Origin of the sequence: Pseudobdellovibrio exovorus JSS (genome assembly GCF_000348725.1) — a bacterium.
GTDB classification, from domain to species: Bacteria; Bdellovibrionota; Bdellovibrionia; order Bdellovibrionales; family Bdellovibrionaceae; genus Pseudobdellovibrio; species Pseudobdellovibrio exovorus.
Genome location: NC_020813.1, coordinates 1,582,856 through 1,601,603, shown reverse-complemented (window position 1 = coordinate 1,601,603; position 18,748 = coordinate 1,582,856). Strand labels below are relative to the sequence as shown.

The following is an 18,748-nucleotide window of genomic DNA, read 5'->3' as shown; positions in this document are numbered from 1 at the left end:
TAGACATTTTCACTAATTTCGTGCATACTACCTGATCGCCTTTGAGTGCTACAGAAGGGCTAAGGAGTACCGTGTTTTTATTGCCGATGACGTTACATAATATTTCTGAATTGCGTGACCCGCGAGAGCGAGTACCACTCAGTGAAAATGAACGTTACGAGCAAGGACTTCAATTGATCAGTGGTGGACGTTTTGATTCTTATCGCCACAGCACTCAGAACCAACGCATCGAAATCGAAATGTCATGGACCGAAGCTCCACCAGTTTCTTTAGTCAAAGTGAATATCAGTGAATCTCATGCAGATGGAACATTACGCTTTACATGCTCTCACTGCACAGAAAACGGAAGAATGGCTCATAGCTGCTCGCATCAGTGGGCGAGTTACGTTCTTCTTTGGCAAGTGTTAACTCTTCCTCCAAAAGACATTGCCCATCCAGATTTGGCAGATCTTGCTAAGACATTACAGCCTCAAGTACAAGAGCAGTTACAGAATCTTGCAGCCGAGCCAGTGGTTTTTCAATCCATCAGCATTTACTCAGAAGAGCCATTAGTTTCGTCAAGCGAGTCTTTAGCTGACATTTTAAAAGACAATTTTTATGGCTATAGATTAGTAGAGCCAGATAAAGATCGCCAGCTTCTATCGCCACGACTTTGGAATTTGCCGGAAGTCTTCGGTAAAAAATTAACAGCTTTTTCTGAAAGTTATTTCAACGAGGTCAATCGGCAGAATCGGATTGCCGATATGGTTCGATACAATTTCAGTGGTGGTGTGCAGGTCAGTGCCAAAGATATTTTGCGACATCCGTTACATCGTATAGTTCCCATGCAATTGCTTCCTCCGACGTTAAAAAGCATTCCCGCCGTTTTTCAAAAATGGCCTGTGTTACAGCAAGCGACTCATAGTTTTGTGACGCAAGTTTTGTCAGAAGTCGAAGTGGTGATGCAGTACCTACTATCCGAAATAGCCAGCGCTCAGCGCAGCGGAGCCGTTGAGGTTTATCTTCAACATAAAGAGCGCAGAGACTGGGCTCTAAAACTTAAAAGTATTGATTTTGATTTGAGTGATGAAATTTACTGGAGAGTCGACTTACAAGAAAAAATTCAGTTAGAAGCTGAATTCCAGTTAGTAAACAGAACAAAATCTCCACTCAGTTTTTTTCAATCATTTGCTGTAGACCTTAAAGAAGCTATTGTTTTGGTTCACCCGTGGCTATTAGAGTTCACGCGACTACAAGAGATATGTAGGGTACAGGACAATCAGAATCATACGGGTGAAATGAAGCTGCATTTGGGAACCATGCCTCAATTTAATGTAGAGGGTGAAGGAGTCGTTCGCAATATTATCAAAGAACTACGCCAGCGTCCTATACCAGTAAAACTATCTGGAGAGTCTGCATTAATCACAGCTGAGCAGATGACGACGGAAATTCATCTTCAAGAAAACGGCAGTTTTTTCTTTCAACACCAGTTAAGACCAAAAAGTGCAGATAATGTGCAAAAGTATCGTCAGCGCACAGGTTGGTCTGAGCGTTCTAAAAAATGGATTATGGCTTTATCTGAAGGCCTACCATCCTATTTCAGTTCTGATATTAAAGATTTAGCTTCAGGATCTCGTCGTAAGCGAGAATGGGATCTAAAGCTTTTGCGTCACTTAGGAATTCTGCAATATGTTTTCTTTGAAACACTTTCTTATTATTATGACGGACAGCTGACAGATGGTTCCAAAGTTGAAAAAGAAAGAATTTTTCAAAGCCTATATGGACGAGTTCATGGGCTACTGACTTCTGGCCGTGATGCTGAAATTTTTAATGGCGATAAGCTCGAAGAGCTGTGTTCGCATTCCACACTTGTCTTTTTTGAAAAGTTCGTAGAAGACATATTAAGGTCTTTACCTGCTGCCGAGAGTTTTTATTCAGATGACGGCGAAATCATTGTGACCGGACTTTTTGAGCGCGAAGGAAGAATACTTTACTCGCTCTTAAAGGCATTGGCCCTCAATACGGGTGGCGAGATTTTTAAAAGAAGTCGGACTTCTTTTTTATCTAGAATATCAGATGTTGAAACTCTAAGTCACAGTCAGGACCTTTTTTATTTTTCGACAGGTGAACGGCAACTGCGTTCGATGCTACATATCAGTCTTGAGTATTTACAAGAGCTGGTGCCTTTTGGATGTCGTCTTTATTATGAGGGACAGCCACTGCAAGAGTTAGAAGAGGACGAATTCCGTGTGGAATTTGCCATTCGTGGGGATACAGACCAAAAGAATTTCAATTGGTTTGAATTAGATCCAAAGTTCTTTTTATTAGGTGAAGAAGTGAATCCAGATCATCTTTTAAGTCTGGGTTCGGGCGGAGTGATTGAGTATCAAGGCAAATTGTATCTGGTGCCGAAAAAACAAATTCCATCTTTACGTCGTCTAGAAAATTTTTGGCAAAAGCTCCAAAAAGGTAAAGTGGAAACTCAGAAGAAAAACCGCGAAGCGGGTGCCTATCAGTTGCCGCGCCACCAGACTTTAGAGTTATTAGCTTTAAGAGCTTCAGGTGTTAAAATCGAAGGCGATAAAGAGTGGCAGCGAATTTGTGATTTCTATGACAATTTGGGAACAGTGGCTAACGAACTTAAAATTTCAGACTCGGTCCATGCTGATTTAAAACCATATCAAAAGCGCGGTGTACAGTGGTTGCAGGACCTCTATCAACTGCGTTTAGGGGCTCTGCTTGCCGATGACATGGGATTAGGTAAGACGCTACAAACACTGTGTTTCCTAGAGGGACTGCGTGATAACAAAGAGTTAGGACATTCAATGATTGTGGTCCCTTCGTCTTTGATTTTTAACTGGGAACAGGAAGTAAAAAAGTTCACACCTAAGATTCCTTTAGAGATTTTTTCTAGTCGTGAAAAGCTCCAATTTTCTGAGCGTTTAAAATCAAACCAAACGTCCGTCGTACTGGTTACGTATGGTCTGTTACTGGAGCACGAAGAATTTTTCAGTGAATTTAAGTGGAAAGTTCTTATTTTCGATGAAGCTCAGAATATTAAAAACATCAGCAGTAAAAGATCGAGCGTGGCCCGTTCGTTAGCAGCACAGTTTAAAATCTGTCTGACGGGAACACCTATGGAAAATCATTACGGAGAGTTTTTCTCGTTAGTCGATTTACTGGTTCCGGGAAGTTTGGGTGGGTTAGAAGACTTTAGAAAAACCTACGTCAATCGTGAAGGTGTTTCTAAAGAGCAAATTGCAGATCTTAAGCTTAAAATCAAACCTTTGCTTTTAAGAAGAACAAAAAAAGAAATTTTAGATCAACTTCCAGAAAAGCAAGAAACGAAGATCAGCATCGCCTTTGAAGAAAAGCAAAAAGAAATCTATCGCGATATTGCCTTGGCCTATAATCAGCGCGTGCAAGAAGCCATGGAAAACACTGTTCAGGATGGCAAAGTGCAGGGGACAGCAAATGTACAACTTCAAATGCTGACAGCTTTATTAAGACTTCGTCAGGCCTGCTCTGACCCTGCTGCTTTACCGAATGTGAAGTACGATAAGGTTCCGCCGAAGTTAGAAACACTGATTGAGTCATTGCAAGAAATTATAGAGGCTGGTGAAAGTGCACTGGTCTTCACTCAGTTCTTACAGACGCTGGAACATACAGCTAAGTTACTAAAGGCGCACAATATACCTGTGTTTGTCCTACATGGCGGTGTGACGAGTAAACAACGTCAAAAAGTTCTTTCCGACTTCCACGAGTTAAACACAGGCGGCGTTCTTTTGATGACGCTGAAGACTGGTGGTGTGGGTCTGAATTTAACAAAAGCCAGCTATGTCTTCCATCTTGAGCCGTGGTGGAACCCTGCCGTAGAAAATCAAGCGACAGATCGTGCCCACCGCTTAGGACAGAAAAAAGCAGTGCAGGTATTTAAGTACATCATGCACGAATCTTTAGAGGAAAAAATTGAGCTTCTTAAGGCCAGAAAAGAGCAGAAGTTCCAATCACTTCTATCTGAAAATGTAAAAGATGTTGAAATTGCACAGTCGGGCCACGCTTTAAGTAAAGAAGAGTTCGATATGCTTTTAGGAATTTAGGCTCTATTTAAAGCTCTCAGACACAGTTTAAAGTAATAGCCGGAATGGATTATAGATATTCATGTAAAATGGATTCCAAAGTTGGTATTTGCGAATCATATTCTCTTCACGCTCCCAAAAGTGAAGTTGGGCCGCTGGCCAGCCATAACCATAAGGATAGCTCGTTGGATTTTTTCTTTTAGAAAACACAAATGATTCTGGATAGCGGTTGTAATCAGAAGAAATAATACCCATCTTGTCTAGGGCCATTAGGCGAATTTTTTTAGCTTCATCTAAAATTGTCGTAGCATCCGCTTTCTTATTTTGCAAAGCCTGTAAAGCCAAGCGCAGTTTCAGAGCGTGTTGCAGGCGCAACTGTGTAACCTCAAGAAGTAACTTTAATTCAGTGTTTTTTATGCCAGCAAGACTTGGGTGGCTATTCAAAGCGTTTTGTAAAAGACCTATTTCTGACTCTAAAGCCTGAGGGTCATGACGAAGTTCGCGTAATAACTTCCTTTCATGTGTTTTTTCAAAAAATGGATAGAGGTCGTCCATCAGGTTGGCAGAGCTAAGAGCTTGAATCAGTTGATAGTTTTTCAGGTACTGGGTTTGCCATTTCAGTATGGGCTCCCAGACTTGAGTGTCCTCACCCAATAAGTTGAGTCCTGCAAGAGGGTTTTGTTGAAGTTGACTATCTGTTAAAAGAGCTAGTGTCCAATCGAATAACCAATAACCTAATTCTTGGCCTGTCGAAAAATTGACTTGTGAATCAAATCCATTTTTTTTCAGAAAACGCAAATCATCGGCGCGTGCCACTAAATAATCAGTCAGGAATAATGGAACATCAATATCCATGCCGATATAATAACTGGTCTCGGGAAAGTACATAATATCGCGTTTGTCTTTTTGTTCCAGCATAAGACTGCGCATATCGGCGAAATCAAATCGCCCATACATAGGTGTTTGTGGATCCGTTAAGCCATAGAAAAATACAGTGTGGGGTTGTATACCCACAGTGGCGCTGGAAAAACGAGGTAAAAAATGAAAGTTCCCATACTTTGCTGAGTATTGATTTGTCGAAACATGCAGTTTGACATAAAAGCTGCGTCCTTGGGATTGAAGTTCTTCATTTAAAATTTCAATCCATTTTAAAGAATTTTCTTCATTGATCGAAGTGAATTCAGTCGTTCCTAACTCGGAAGCAACAAAATCAAAATCGTAGATAGCCATCAGCTCGCGAATGCGCTGGCGCAGGGCCTGTTCATCACCAATACCTAAAACGGCTCTCCAGAAGGGAATCAGATAGAAATTTTTTTGTTGAATCATGGCAAAGCTAAAAGAGAGTCCGTAGTGAATTCCCAGTTGGTGCGCTAGTTCAATGGTGGGTTTCAGCTTTGGCTGGAGCTCTTTATCTGGCAGTCGCAGTGTTTGCAGTTGAATCACGTTTTGTTGATTGCGAGCTAGCCACCAAATGGTATCTTGAGCGATCTGGGATTGATCCATAAAGAAACCATCGGTCCATTCTCCCGCGTGCTGTGTGTGTAAGTGAAAGCCTCTTAATCGCAATGAGGGTTCCCATGTCCATAACTGGCCACATTTTTTTAGAACCTCTGCTTGTGTAGGTATTATCTGCCAGCGCGGGTGAGGAAATAGAAATCCGAGTTGACGTAGCCCATAGTAGGCCGTGCTGATCATTTCCTCTTCAGAAGCAGAAATCGTCAGTTGGTAAGATTTGGAACACGAAAAACGCACCCGATGGCTTTGAGAGCTAGGCAAGAATTCGATTTTTATAGGCAGATGAGAAAGGCCAGCCCGCTGTAGCCAGTGGGTCATATCGGTTGTAACTAGGGATAGATCAGGGCTGTAGCGCAGCTTCTTCAAATTAGCTTCTGCATTTTGATGCGCAAATACGATAGAAGCAAAAGCCAGTAAAGATAAAAAAGTTATTCGAAATTTGACTGAGAAGTTCAATCTGAAATTCATATTGGGATTTTGACTATAGAAGATAGGTCGAGGCAATAAAAAAAGGCCCCTTTCAGGGCCTTTTCAGCTATCAACTCAGCATTTTCTCAGCAGAGAAGCCGCGAGTTGTCTATTTGCGTACTATCTTAGTTATCAGTAATAGTGATCCAAGTGTTAGTCACACCATATTGTCTAACAAGGCGGTTGAAGATGCGACCATTTTCAGATTGCATACGAACGCAGCCATGAGATGCTTTGCGACCTAATTTTGAGTAGTTACCCACTGGAGTTCCATGCATAGCGAAACCACCTTGGATGAACACAGCGTAAGGCATGTTACCTAAGCCCATGTAGTCTCCACCTGGATATTTGCTAGAAGAATACTTGTCGTAGATACGTCCATTTGGGTTTTTATCGAAGTTTGGAGTTTCGTGACCTGGTAAACCTGTTGATACTAACCAAGAATCTTGTAATTGACCATTAACATAAAGATAAAGCTTTTGTTCATTCTTCTTGATGTGAGCGAATACCGGACACTCAATTCTGTAACAAGCTTTTTGTAAAATTGTATTTTCAAATAACCCAAGATCTACAGTTTCATTTTCATAAAGTTGTGCTGTGCCGCCTTCTAAGAATGGAGATAAACCAGTTTCGTCGTAGTAGCGTTGATCCAACTCTCTTAATGTGTTTTCGATATTGCTATCGAAAGGATTCAACTCTTCGATCACGTTTGTTTCTGTATCGACTTCTTGGGCGTGGGCTTGGAAACCTAAAGATAGGATACAAGCAGCAGTCAGTAACATATATTTCATTGGGTTATCTCCTCTTTGTTTTATTAATTAGAATGGGTGAAATATAATGGTGTCTGAGGTGCTTTCGCAACTCGGATAGTAGGCGCTAGAAAAGATTGCGGGAATGTCAAAACTCTGTACACTAGTTATTAGACAGTACAAAGAAAAGGATCATTATAATGAATTTAATGACATTGATTAACGTGTTAGTCGTCGTGGTTTTGGCTCTGCATGTGGGATTTATGGTGCTGGAAATGTTCTTTTGGACCAAACCCATTGGGCTTAAAGTATTTGCTCAGAAGATAGATAAAGCGCGCGATTCAGCTGTTCTGGCGCAAAATCAAGGGTTGTATAATGGTTTTCTGGCAGCGGGTTTATTGTGGGGTTTGCTTCACCCACAGCCCGAAGTGTCGCATCAAATCAAATTTTTCTTTCTAGCCTGTGTTGTGGTTGCGGGGCTTTTCGGAGCTTTTACAGTCAGCAAAAAGATATTTTTTGTTCAGGCGGCTCCGGCTTTGTTACCCCTTTTCTTGCTGTGGGTTATTTAGTCAGCACGCTTTACAGCATGCTTTAGATTTGACATCAAAATAGCTCTGAGGCCCAATAGGGCCCGTGAGTAATTTGTTTGAAGCTTCTATTGATCCTAAGTTACGTCCCTTGGCCGAAAGATTAAGACCACAGCATATCTCTGAGGTCGTTGGACAAGAGCACATTCTTAATGAAAAGCAACCTATTGGAAAACTTCTACGTGCAGGGCAGTTGATGAATTTGATCATCACAGGTCCACCGGGAACTGGTAAGACGAGTTTTGCTAAAGCTCTGGCACAAACAGCTAAGGCTCACTTTATGTCTTTAAATGCTGTTGATGCCGGAGTGAAAGATCTTAAAGCTGCAGGCGAAGAAGGAAAAAAACGTCTGGCGGAAAGAAGCGAAAAAACGCTGCTTTTTGTAGATGAGATCCATCGTTTTAATAAGTCACAGCAAGATGTTCTGTTGCCATTTTTAGAACGGGGCGAATTGTATTTAGTTGGCGCCACAACTGAACACCCAAGTTATGAATTAAATCGAGCTCTCTTAAGTCGAGCTCAGGTTTTAAAATTTAAAAGATTAGAAAAAGAAAGTTTCGTCAAGCTTGCACAGAAAATTTCCACTACGGAAAATGTTGATATCAAAACTCTTTTAGACGATGAGTCTTTAGAGCAGTTGATTTCACTTGCTGATGGGGATGGACGCAAGTTTTTTAATTACTTAGAATCTGCAATTGAACTTTACAAGATCAGCCCTGAAGGGTTTCCGCTCAATACCGAAACACTGATGCAGTTAGTGGGAAGTAAAGTGCTAGCCTATGATAAGGCCTCAGATCAGCACTATGACACGATTTCGGCTTTCATTAAGTCTATTCGTGGTAGTGATCCTGATGCGGCTCTTTATTATATGGCTCGCATGTTAGAGGGCGGTGAGGATCCAGTTTTTATCGCGCGCCGTCTGGTGATCTTAGCCAGTGAAGATGTGGGGAATGCCGAGCCGCGAGCTTTACCATTAGCTATGGCCGGAATGCAGGCGGTGGAAGCTATTGGGATGCCCGAGTGTGCGATCAACTTAGCTCAGGTCGTAACATTTCTAGCAAGCTGCCCGAAGTCGAACCGCTCCTATGTGGGGTGGAATAAGGCGGTAGCTTTTGTTCAGCAAACAGGAAACGCTGATTTACCAATACACTTGAAATCAACGGAAAGAAAAACGGGTGGTTATCTTTATCCACACGACTACGAAAGAGCCTATGTAGATCAAAGCTATTGGCCACCTGCTATTAAACCGCAAAGTTTTTATGAGCCAGTAGCTAGGGGCCACGAAAAAATCGTCATTGATTATATAAAGTGGCTTAAACAAAAGCCTTAAATAGAATAAGAAAAAAGACGGCTGATATCTTGCCATTTCTCACTTGTTGGGGATTGAAACGTCACCTTTTGTCCGCTGCGAGGATGAGTTAGAGTTAACTCTTTAGCCCAAAGACAAAGCCCATTGATTTTTAACTGATCGCGATAGTAGCGATTGTGATGCGAGTCCCCATGTTCACGATCTCCGATAATAGGATGAGACACACGATTCATATGACGACGAATTTGATGCCATCTTCCTGTTTTAGGGGACACTTCTAAAAGAGAGTAGCGACTGGTATCGAACTTTTTACTGATTTTTACCGGATGCTCGATGCGAGCTAAAGTTCTGTAATTGGTTTCACAGGGAACAAGTTCTCCGGTAGAATCGAGTTCTAAAGGAAGTTCAATTCGGCCATCTTCTTCCCGTAACCAACCTCTGACCACCGAGTAATACACTTTATGAGTTTCGTGATTCTTAAACTGCAAGTTAAGGTGAGCTGTGGCCTCTTTGTTTTTACCAAAGATCAGAATACCCTCTGTGGCCGCATCTAGGCGATGTGCAGGAAAAGCTCTGATGCCATGGACATCCTTGAGCCATTGTACACAGGTTCTGCGTTTTAGCCCTCGTCTAAAGCGTGGATTTTCAGGTGGATGGACGAACCATGTGCTGGGTTTAAAAAGTAAAAGCAGATCTTCATCTTCAAATAAGATTTGTGGCTGGGTCGTATTTTCTTCTTCTAAAGCTAATAAATCAGTTGTTTGCATGGGACTTGCTGACTTTTCTTGCGAGGTCAGACAATTTTTGTGTTTCAAGATACTTCAAGGTAGCTTTTTGTGTTCCATCGGCCACAGAGCTCATAATCGTGTACATAGCGCAACTAACGGCACACTCTTTGTGCGGAGACTTATTTCGCGGGGCTATGGATTCAGAAGGTGATAGGGCAACATAGACATCTTTTAAGTTAATAGAGGCTGAATCACGCGCGAGCTTAACACCACCAGATTTTCCGCGTACAGTGAGCACTAGCTTTGCTTTGGTCAACTGCGATAAAAGGCGACGAATAACCACTGGATTTGTATTAACACTTTTTGCAAGGCTGTCTGAGTTCATCAGATCTTTTTTGCAAGCTAAAGCGGTAAGTATATGAACAGCTGTCGCGAATTGTTGATTGACCATGCGGAATGTTTTGCCATTCAGGTGTTAAAAATGCAAAATATTTGTATGAATAAAAAAATATTTTCATGGGCGCTTTACGACTGGGCCAATAGTGTTTTCTACACGACGGTAATGGCAGGTTTTTTTCCTATTTTCTTTAAAAAATACTGGAGCAGTGAAGATAGCGTTATTCTGAGTACAGAACGATTAGGATGGGTTTTGGCCATTTCTGGTTTTATGTTGGCTATATTAGCACCCACATTAGGGGTGATCTCTGATAAACGACGCGGAAAAAAGAAACTTTTGTTTGCCACAATGCTGATGGGTGTAATTTGCACGATGGGACTGTATTTCGTGCCTGTGGGCGGTTGGGCCACAGCGGCTTTTCTTTATGGCACAGGTTTATTTATGGCCTCAGCCAGTGTGGTCTTTAACGATGCGATGTTGCCCTCTGTGTGTGACGAAAAAGACTATGGTTTTGTTTCCTCTTTAGGTTACTCGTTGGGTTATTTGGGCGGTGGTGTTTTATTTGCTGTCAATGTGGTGATGTATCTGAAACCAGAGCTATTCGGAATAAGTGACGGGGCTCAGGCAGTTAAGATTTCATTTTTAACAGTGGGTGTTTGGTGGTTTGTTTTCACTTTACCATTGATGAAAAACGTTCCTGAGCCAGAAACGCAGTTAAGTAAAAAAAGCGTTAAAGATTTAACTTTAGAAACATTTCAAGAGCTGAAAAGCACTTTCTTAGACATTTTTAGAAACTCGAATCGTAATCTTTTTTATTTCGTTGTGGGTTATTGGTTCTATATTGATGGCGTGTACACAGTGATGTCGATGGCCGTTGATTTTGGTATGGCCTTGGGGTTTGAAAGCTCTGATTTGATCAAAGCTTTATTAATTACACAGTTTGTGGGATTTCCATCTTCTTATTTGTTTGGAGTACTCTCTCGAAAAGTAAGCAGTCAGTATCTGATTTTATTTTGCTTAGGCATTTATTTTGTAACGATCATCGCGGCATCACAAATGACAGAAGCATGGCATTTCTACGGATTGGCTACTATCATTGGTTTAAGTCAGGGCGGAGTGCAAGCGTTGTCACGCTCTCTATTTGCTCAGTTAGCTCCACCGCATAAATCAGGTGAGTACTTTGGCTTTTTCAATATGTTAGGTAAGTTTGCATCGGTTTTAGGGCCTGTGCTGGTCGCTTTATTCGCGCGCTATACACAGGATTCACGTCAAACTATTCTGAGTCTTTTAATTTTGATCGTGATCGGCTCCTACTTTTTATTTAAAGTAAAATTGAACCCTAAAAGTTAGATCTCATCTTTTTTGTGTTCTGTATTTTCAGGAGCTCCTTCGGGATTTTCTTGTTGGTGTTTTTGCACCTCAAGAGCTTTTTTTCCTGTAATGCCAAACCATTCAGGGAATGCAAAAGCTAAAACCACGAATAAGATCGTGATGAATAGAAAAAAGACGAGCATGATCCAAATTAATTCCATAAGCCAACCTGTGTCTGTGGACTCACTATAAATAAAATAATAGCGTAGCCATGTGAAGTGAGTGTAATTATAACACAGGTAAAACAATCTGTGACATAAAACAAGCTATTTGCTAAGACAGAGGGCTATGACGTACAACCCGCGGGATCACTACTTTAAAAAAGCTAAGCAGCAGAACTTTGCAGCACGCTCTGTTTTTAAACTAGAAGAGATCGATCAAAAATTTAAATTACTAAAACCAAAACAGATGGTGTTGGATTTAGGGGCGTCTCCGGGGTCTTGGTCGCAGTACTGTGCCCAAAAAGTAGGGCCTCAAGGTCATATTTTAGGTGTGGATTTAAAACCTGTTACGGCTAAGCTTTCTAACGCTGTTTTTATTCAGGCTGATTTACGCGATTTAAATTTAGAACAAATTTTTAAAGAGCACGGGTTTCCACCTCCGTTCGATTTGGTCATTTCTGATATGGCGCCAAACACAACGGGCATTCGCATGACGGATCAAGCTCGTTCGTTTGAGCTATGCGAGTTGGCGTTGAATATCTCGAAACGCTTTTTGAAAAAAGATGGGCACTTTATCTGTAAACTTTTTCATTCAGATGATTTTACTGATTTACGTAATCAGATCAAAGAAGACTTCCAGCAGTTCCATGCCGTAAAGCCAGATTCAACACGCAAAATTTCAAAAGAAATTTTCTTAGTTGGCGTTAGAAAAAAACATGATCCAGATTGTCTTTCAAAATAATTCCTTTGTCGTCTGTAATAAGCCCGCACAGGTTTTATCCGTGCCCGCACGTGATAAGGCAGATCCGCGCCCTTGTTTGGGGCTTGAGTTACAAAAGCATTTAGGACAGCCAGTATATCCAGTTCATCGCTTGGATTATGAAGTGAGTGGATTAATTCTGTATGCTCTCACTTCAGAAAGTCATCGTGAGTCCCAAGATTGGTTTCAGAACAAACTTATTCGGAAAAAATATCGTGCAGAAACGCCTTTTCAAAACTTTGATCATTGGCCTCAAAACGTAACCACAGATCGCAGTCAGATCATCGTAAAACCTGGTAGTCAGTTCCTATGGAAGACCAAAATATTACGTGGTAAACGCCGCTCATTTGAATCTGCACACGGAGAGTGGGCTGAAACAGAAGCCCTTGTTCATGCTGTAGATGAGGCTGCAAAAAAAATATTATGGGATCTTTATCCGATCACAGGTAAACCCCACCAGTTGCGTTTAGAACTCAGCCGCAGAGGATTCCCGATTTTAGGGGACTCTTTATACGGGTCTACTTATAAGCGGGAAGAGGCTGGAGTGGCTTTAGCGGCCATCGAGATCAATCTGTCAGGGGTTCAGAGTCGTTATGGCTTACCCGAGAAAATACTTCTAAATCCCTCAAATTAACCACAGACGAACTAACCACCACATACTAAACGCACACTAACCGGATAGAGCCTATTCGGGTTCTAAGTGAGCGGATGATGCCGTGATTCTAAGCAGCATTAAAACACAGCAATTGCTTCAATTTATTTGCAAGTGGTTCCAATTTGGGCTACTTGTCGACACGGCAAGGCAAAGATCCTTTGGGACTGTGTTGCCGTAGATCCAGTAAGCAGGAGGGGATATGAAATCAATCTTAATGACAGCGTTGATCACCTTAGTGTCGGTAACGGCTTCTGCTCAAATTAATCCGGATCTATTTGAAAAAATCATCGATAAGAATGATCTTGTGATGGTGGATGCCGAGGCGACCAATGTACCTCGTTCATTTGCCGCTTTAGTGGATGCTTTTGGTTATATTGATATCGGCTGTACAGCTACTCATATTGGTCATGGTTATGTCTTAACGGCTGGTCACTGTTTCTGGGCCAATCTGCAATTAAAAGAAAATCAAGACTGTTCAGATGTTTCGATCTCTTGGGGATTTCGCCAAGGCAAAGAACCTTACATGGTTTCAAAGTGTGAAAGCATTGTAGCGATGCAAGACAATGAAAGCCTAGGAAGTGACTTTGCTATTATGAAAGTTTCTCCGGTGCCGCCAGTAAAAGTGGATTTGGAGCGTCGTCGCCGTATTATTGCAGGGAATCGTGTAACGGCTTTTTCCCATGCAGATGATCAACCACTTCAGTGGTCAAAGTATTGCTTTGTTCAACCAGAATCTGCTTACAACCAATTTCTTCCGAAGAAAGCCATTCAACATAAGTGTGATACTAATCCAAGTAGCAGCGGAGCTGTATTGATTGATGTCTTCACTAAAAAAATCGTGGGCATTCACAATGGGGGAGTTTTAATTCCTGGGCCTGCTATGAATTATGGGACGCACATTTCGGAAGCCACGCTTTCAGGTGTTCTTGATAAGCTGGGTTTCTAAAAATGAAAACCCGTTCACCGAAACAGATCTTACTTATTCTTTCGATTCTACTTGCTGGCTGTGTTTCGGGTGGACATTCACAAATAAAAGATGGTTACCCAGATGTTTGGTGGCAGGCAGTTCCTGAAGCTGAGCTGCCAAGTTGGGAAATTCCGCCGCAAGCCGCAGACCGTAGTAAAGGCGAGGTCATTCTTTCAAAACGTAATGAGCTTGGTCAGTTTTCAAATCTGCCAGCATCAGAGTTTTCTCTTGATGGATTGAAATACGCCAGTGTTGAAGGTCTTTGGCAGTCGTTGAAGTATCCAGAATCAGCAACAGATGAAAGAGCGCGTAAAGATCTCGTGTGGCCTTACACACGTGCAGAAGTTCGTGCACTCAGTGGTTTCGAGGCGAAAAAGGCCGGTGATTTGGCCAATGCCAATATGAAGAAATTAGGGATAAAATGGGTGACCTATAAAGGCCGTAAAATCGAATACAATGGCCGCGATCAAGAGGTTCATTATGAGCTCATTTTAAACGCGTGCCGCGCTAAACTTCGCGATAATCCAGAGCTGGTTCGATTGCTTTTAAGCACAGGGGATTTAACGTTTTTAGCGGATCATCGCCAAAAGGCAGATTCTCCGCCTGCGTATTTTTACCACGAGATCTATATGAGACTTCGAGCTGAGCTCCGCCATGAAGGGGCTCCTCGTTAGATTTGAATAAAACCCAAGCCATTTCTAATTTAAGTGTCTCATTCTGAGTGCACGTCAAAAATGGAACCTACTGTCTAAAGTTTTCTAACACCAATTTCTAATGCCAGATGAGCTGCGATATACGGATGCCATACGTGTGTCGAACTTAGACTGCTGTGATTTCAACTAGTTAGAAGTTGGTATCGTATTTGAAATTAGAATCCTATATGGAAACAAATACAGAAAACAATAAATCAAAGTTGTTCGCACGCAAAATCGGTCTACTGAGTTTATTTTGTACTGTTTTGATTTTGAATGAATCTTGTCAAATGAGTGCAGAACCATCTTTATTGAGCATTCAAGACGAGATCCGTAAAACACATGCTCAAGAGCTATTAAGCACGCAAGGTGAAGTTCCTGAGAAAGTGGCGCTATTTGATGGTGATCGTAATTTCTCTCGTTATATCGAGCAATATGTACAGAAAAGAAATAAAAGAATTAATGCAGAAAGCTTTACTCAAACATTAATGAATTTGAGCCAAGATCACTCTTATGACCCGATCTTTTTATTGGCTGTAATTCAAACTGAAAGCAGCTTTAACTTTAATGCGGTTGGTAGCGTTGGTGAAATCGGTTTGATGCAAATCCGCCCGAATACTGCTGAGTGGATTTCTAAAAAGAAGAACTTACCTTGGAAGGGCGCACAAGCCTTAAAAGATCCTGAATATAATATCTTACTTGGTGCTCACTACTTTCAATACTTGAAATCGACTATGGATTCTGAAAGTTTGAAGTATGTAAATGCGTACAATATGGGTCCCACAAGTGCAAAGCGTATGGCACAAAATAACAACCTGAAAAAACACCCTTACTTCGGTAAAGTTGTGAATAACTACTTGATGATCTACGCTGACTTAAAAAATATGAAAGAAAAAGAACAGAAGATGTTGATTGCTGAAAAATCAAATAAACAATACTTTGCTAGTCTACAATCTTCAGTATCAGCAATTTTCTAATCGCTGATCAGTTTAATGGTCTGAAAATTTAAAAAAATAAATAACGGCGCGTTCATTCTGTCTCAGGGTGATGCGCCGTTAGCATTTCTATCTTAAGTCTCAGCCTAGCGCGGTCGATAAGAAAGAGTCTTACAATTGCAACGAATAAGGAATTTCTTATGAAGAACTTAATACTGTTATCTGCACTGACTTCTATTTTATTTACGGCTCCTTTTGCCTTGGCAGCTCAAGATGTTGAAGATGATTTCGGTGGACGCTATACAACTTACGATGAAGCTTTTTTACCTGAAAAAAGTGCCGTGGAGTCCATCAAGGATAAGTTGGGCCTCAGTATTCCATTTTATGCCGGTCCACAAGAGCGTGCACAGGCGGCAGACAATGCGACAAAAAAACAGTACTGTCGGCAGCATGCACGCGAAGCGTGTCGTGTTGTTCCTGAAAGTGCAGATGCTGTAGGTGATTTGCGAATGGATGCGCTGAACTGCCGCTTTTTACCAGAAGCTCCTATGGGAACTTATGATGGGGGAGCCTGCCCACGCGCTTGTTTAGCATGGACAGATGACTGCCGAGACCTGATCAGCGAAAAAGAACTTCGTCGTATTTTCGCCGATGATCTTTAGTTTTCTTCTAGCAGAATAATCTGGGTTCGATTTAACAAACTGTCTTGAAACACCGGTGTTTTGGCTTTGACTGTCATCGGTGTGCCGTTAGCAAAAAGAATTTCTTGTTCGTGTGAATGCATGTGAGCAAAGTTGGAAACAGGACGGCCTGTTTTTCCTAAAACAACAAAAACAATAGAGACCTTTTCATTATCAATGACTCCATTGACATCAGGATCAGCAAATTTAAATGCTGTTGTCGGGGATAAAGACGTCGAAATAAAAGCCAAATCCTGTGCGACTTTTCCCACTTGATAATACTTTTCAATCTGTTCAGGTTTCAATCGCGTACCGCGGAACGAGATCCCTTCAAAGCGAGGGAGTCTCCACATAGCTTCACGCATGCGTTTAGTCCATTGGGAAACCGCTGCAGAGTCCGGGCGGCCATCGCGTAATTCACGATTCACAGTAACATAGATTTGTTCATCGTCGCTTTCGTTCCCTAAGGTGTATTCGATAATCGCTAAGGACCAATCATTTTCAGGGGCTTCCATAAATTCATAGAAGTCAGTCCACTTGTCGTTAGGGTCTACGGCGCGTTCAACAGAGGCTTGCACAGTCGTCACTAAATTCGAGTGATCCATGTTGTCGAATTCACGAATCAAAGCCAAAGCGGAAGGGCCATCGTTCAACTTGGTCATAAAGCTTCGCTGAAAAGCTAGATATTTCGAAGAGTCCGACAAAGCCATCATTTGAATAGGGGGGCCTGCCGTTTTGAGGCTGAAGGTTAACTGCCCTGTAGGCGTCGCTACCGAAGCTGAGGTCGAAACATTCGCCAACAGCGCTTGCGGTATCAGCAGCGATGATAATAGGGTTGGTAACAAGGTCTTTTTAACGGCATTGCCGATCGATTTGATTTTAACCATGCGACAGGCTTTGCAAATACAGCGCCGTTTAGAAAAGGGGCTAAAGTGGCAATAGAGATTCTAATGAAACTTTCATCGTCGAATGCTTTGACGGGTGCCGCTTTTGGCCTAAAAACCTGCGGCCGTCATCATCTCGGTACGAAGGACATAACGGCGTAAAACAGCCGCGCCAGCATCGGGATCTTCTGGGATGAAAAACTCAGATGAATGATAGAATGAAATCTTACATAGGCTAGATTTTACTTTATATACAAAGTTTACGGCGTCTACAACTTTGATTGGCGTCTTAGAGTATATATCACAAGCAGCATAAGATCGTCTTAGCAGCGACACTTTCTGCATCAATTTTTTATATTTCTCTTGATGTGCAGATTTCGAAAAAAGATAGGCAACAGCATGGCGAGTTGTAACGGCATCGCCTGTCAGGGCATAAAGTGCTTCATGTAAAACTAATGCTGCTAAATTTTCTGGGTTTAAAAGAGCTGTATAGGTTTTACTTAGAGTGATATCTTTATGATATCTAGAAGCTAATAAACGCACGTTTTCCGGTATGGTGATTTTGTGATAGCGCAAATCATGTAACAACAGAACTGGTTCAGAATCATCATTCCAAGAGTGAAAAGTAATGGCACGTGTGATCACGTAAGCTAGCAGTTCATTCGCCTGTGCGATTTCCTCTAGTTTAATAGCCACTAAATCATGTGGAATGTAAGAAAGATGGCCTAAAGCCGTCGTTACGGCGTTGGTAAAGTCAGTGCGTGGTTGTAATGGGCGATGAATATACGGGGAGCGATGTATTTGGGCTTCATACAGATCATAAAGATACATACGAGATTCTGGTTGGACATAGGCTCCGTAGCCACCTCCGCCCGTGTCTGTGCCATTAGGAACTGCTTGAGTGAGTTCAGCCGTGAAAAAAAAGAAAGTGGTGATCAGTAACATTTTTAGCATGAAGATCCTCTTAAGTTGTCAGGGGAACTAATTGTACAGATAGAGCATAGACTTCTGTGCCGTTGCCATCATCTAGTAGTTCATTCATTTCTTTGCGAAATTTCTTAATTAGCTTTTTTGCATAGGGCACTTTTTTAACATCCATCGGGAAGATCATACTGGTGATATCTTTTTTATCCATCTCGACTTTATCAACAGCTTCCAGCGCACGATGCAGTATTTGTTTTTGGAAAGTTTTATGGGCGTCCGATGTTTCGCCTTCTTTGTAGTTGGTGATGTTGTGCTTTGTTTTCTTTAAGATCCCTTGGTGCTCACTTAAAAGTCCAACTTTTTTAAGGTGCTGTACGGCTGTCCGGACCACATCTTCACTGATGTTTAAGCGCTCGGCAATATCCGCCAGATCAGAAGAAAAGTTTTTCATTAAAGTCATTTCAAGAAGGGCAATATAGTACCAATGTGAAATATGAGGAAATAAACCTATCGGTAAGTGTTGATAATCTTTTTCTCGCTCTTTTAAAAGGAGCGGCAGCTCTGTTAGAAACTCAGTATCCAAAGACTGTTCTGTTCGACGGATAAGATCCGTTGAGATATTTCTTTTTGCATTCATAATCTGGGAAAGGGAAGATGGGTCCATATCTAACTTCTGTGCAAAAGCACGTAAAGAGTAGTTAGAGTTTTTTTCTTTCCTCGCATGAAATTGCTTTCTAAGCCAAAGACCGAATTCAAGAGCAATTTCTTTCGAGACAGATTTTTTCATAACGTCAGTCAACGTCCTTTCGCCGAGTAAAATGAAATAAAGACCGAATGCATCTATTTGAGACAATATCAGATCATATTAGGTGGGCATATTCTATGCCACACTTTATTCGCTTACGCGC

General features: G+C 41.7%; 18 protein-coding genes. 10 read left to right on the top strand and 8 right to left on the bottom strand.

Features of this window, described 5'->3' with window-relative positions; genetic code table 11:
* Positions 1 to 71: 71 nt before the first annotated feature.
* Positions 72 to 4,079 carry a DEAD/DEAH box helicase gene (locus A11Q_RS07910; RefSeq protein ID WP_015470282.1) on the top strand — a complete coding sequence of 1,336 codons (4,008 nt, stop codon included), beginning with the start codon at positions 72 to 74 and terminating at the stop codon, positions 4,077 to 4,079.
* Positions 4,080 to 4,106: 27 nt separating this feature from the next.
* Here A11Q_RS07910 and A11Q_RS07905 read toward each other — a convergent pair whose 3' ends face one another.
* On the bottom strand, positions 4,107 to 6,041 hold the full coding sequence (locus A11Q_RS07905) for a hypothetical protein (protein ID WP_015470281.1): 1,935 nt from the start codon (positions 6,039 to 6,041) through the stop codon (positions 4,107 to 4,109).
* A 125-nt stretch (positions 6,042 to 6,166) separates the two neighbouring features.
* Positions 6,167 to 6,832, bottom strand: coding sequence for a L,D-transpeptidase (locus A11Q_RS07900; protein WP_015470280.1), 666 nt, complete (start codon positions 6,830 to 6,832; stop codon positions 6,167 to 6,169).
* A gap of 158 nt (positions 6,833 to 6,990) precedes the next feature.
* Between A11Q_RS07900 and A11Q_RS07895 the strand changes: the two genes are divergently transcribed.
* A complete protein-coding gene (locus A11Q_RS07895; protein ID WP_015470279.1) occupies positions 6,991 to 7,359 on the top strand; it encodes a DUF1304 domain-containing protein in 369 nt (122 codons plus the stop codon).
* Between the two features lie 64 nt (positions 7,360 to 7,423).
* Positions 7,424 to 8,707 (top strand): replication-associated recombination protein A, encoded by a 1,284-nt coding sequence (locus tag A11Q_RS07890; RefSeq protein ID WP_015470278.1) that lies wholly within the window; start codon positions 7,424 to 7,426, stop codon positions 8,705 to 8,707.
* Here the strand turns inward: A11Q_RS07890 and A11Q_RS07885 are convergent.
* Positions 8,704 to 9,453, bottom strand: a complete 750-nt coding sequence (locus A11Q_RS07885) for a pseudouridine synthase (RefSeq protein WP_015470277.1) — start codon at positions 9,451 to 9,453, stop codon at positions 8,704 to 8,706. The two genes, A11Q_RS07890 and A11Q_RS07885, sit on opposite strands and share 4 nt — an antisense overlap.
* Entirely contained in the window at positions 9,440 to 9,799 is a 360-nt protein-coding gene (locus tag A11Q_RS07880; protein ID WP_051056752.1) for an RrF2 family transcriptional regulator, read from the bottom strand. The genes A11Q_RS07885 and A11Q_RS07880 overlap by 14 nt, the downstream gene beginning before the upstream one ends.
* 33 nt (positions 9,800 to 9,832) lie before the next feature.
* On the opposite strand from A11Q_RS07880, the gene A11Q_RS07875 reads away from it, so the two are divergent.
* Positions 9,833 to 11,161, top strand: coding sequence for an MFS transporter (locus A11Q_RS07875; RefSeq protein ID WP_235044587.1), 1,329 nt, complete (start codon positions 9,833 to 9,835; stop codon positions 11,159 to 11,161).
* Here the strand turns inward: A11Q_RS07875 and A11Q_RS07870 are convergent.
* Positions 11,158 to 11,343, bottom strand: a complete 186-nt coding sequence (locus tag A11Q_RS07870; protein ID WP_015470274.1) for a hypothetical protein — start codon at positions 11,341 to 11,343, stop codon at positions 11,158 to 11,160. The genes A11Q_RS07875 and A11Q_RS07870 overlap by 4 nt on opposite strands.
* A gap of 127 nt (positions 11,344 to 11,470) precedes the next feature.
* Between A11Q_RS07870 and A11Q_RS07865 the strand changes: the two genes are divergently transcribed.
* The 6 genes from A11Q_RS07865 to A11Q_RS07840 all read left to right on the top strand — a co-directional run bounded on the left by A11Q_RS07865 (position 11,471) and on the right by A11Q_RS07840 (position 16,014).
* Entirely contained in the window at positions 11,471 to 12,085 is a 615-nt protein-coding gene (locus A11Q_RS07865) for an RlmE family RNA methyltransferase (RefSeq protein ID WP_015470273.1), read from the top strand.
* A complete protein-coding gene (locus tag A11Q_RS07860) occupies positions 12,060 to 12,737 on the top strand; it encodes a pseudouridine synthase family protein (protein WP_015470272.1) in 678 nt (225 codons plus the stop codon). The genes A11Q_RS07865 and A11Q_RS07860 overlap by 26 nt, the downstream gene beginning before the upstream one ends.
* A 220-nt stretch (positions 12,738 to 12,957) precedes the next feature.
* A complete protein-coding gene (locus tag A11Q_RS07855) occupies positions 12,958 to 13,704 on the top strand; it encodes a trypsin-like serine peptidase (protein ID WP_015470271.1) in 747 nt (248 codons plus the stop codon).
* 2 nt (positions 13,705 to 13,706) lie between these two features.
* Positions 13,707 to 14,399, top strand: a complete 693-nt coding sequence (locus A11Q_RS07850; RefSeq protein WP_015470270.1) for an NADAR family protein — start codon at positions 13,707 to 13,709, stop codon at positions 14,397 to 14,399.
* Positions 14,400 to 14,605: 206 nt separating this feature from the next.
* Positions 14,606 to 15,394: a lytic transglycosylase domain-containing protein gene (locus tag A11Q_RS13545; RefSeq protein WP_015470269.1), complete on the top strand. Its 789-nt coding sequence runs from the start codon at positions 14,606 to 14,608 to the stop codon at positions 15,392 to 15,394.
* Between the two features lie 158 nt (positions 15,395 to 15,552).
* Positions 15,553 to 16,014, top strand: coding sequence for a hypothetical protein (locus tag A11Q_RS07840; protein ID WP_015470268.1), 462 nt, complete (start codon positions 15,553 to 15,555; stop codon positions 16,012 to 16,014).
* On the opposite strand, the gene A11Q_RS07835 is transcribed toward A11Q_RS07840, so the two are convergent.
* From A11Q_RS07835 to A11Q_RS07825, 3 genes are all read right to left on the bottom strand, one after another.
* Entirely contained in the window at positions 16,011 to 16,919 is a 909-nt protein-coding gene (locus tag A11Q_RS07835) for an ADP-ribosyltransferase family protein (RefSeq protein WP_015470267.1), read from the bottom strand. The genes A11Q_RS07840 and A11Q_RS07835 overlap by 4 nt on opposite strands.
* Before the next feature lie 108 nt (positions 16,920 to 17,027).
* Positions 17,028 to 17,870: a hypothetical protein gene (locus tag A11Q_RS07830; protein ID WP_015470266.1), complete on the bottom strand. Its 843-nt coding sequence runs from the start codon at positions 17,868 to 17,870 to the stop codon at positions 17,028 to 17,030.
* 10 nt (positions 17,871 to 17,880) lie between these two features.
* Entirely contained in the window at positions 17,881 to 18,627 is a 747-nt protein-coding gene (locus A11Q_RS07825) for a TIGR02147 family protein (protein ID WP_015470265.1), read from the bottom strand.
* Positions 18,628 to 18,748: the final 121 nt, after the last annotated feature.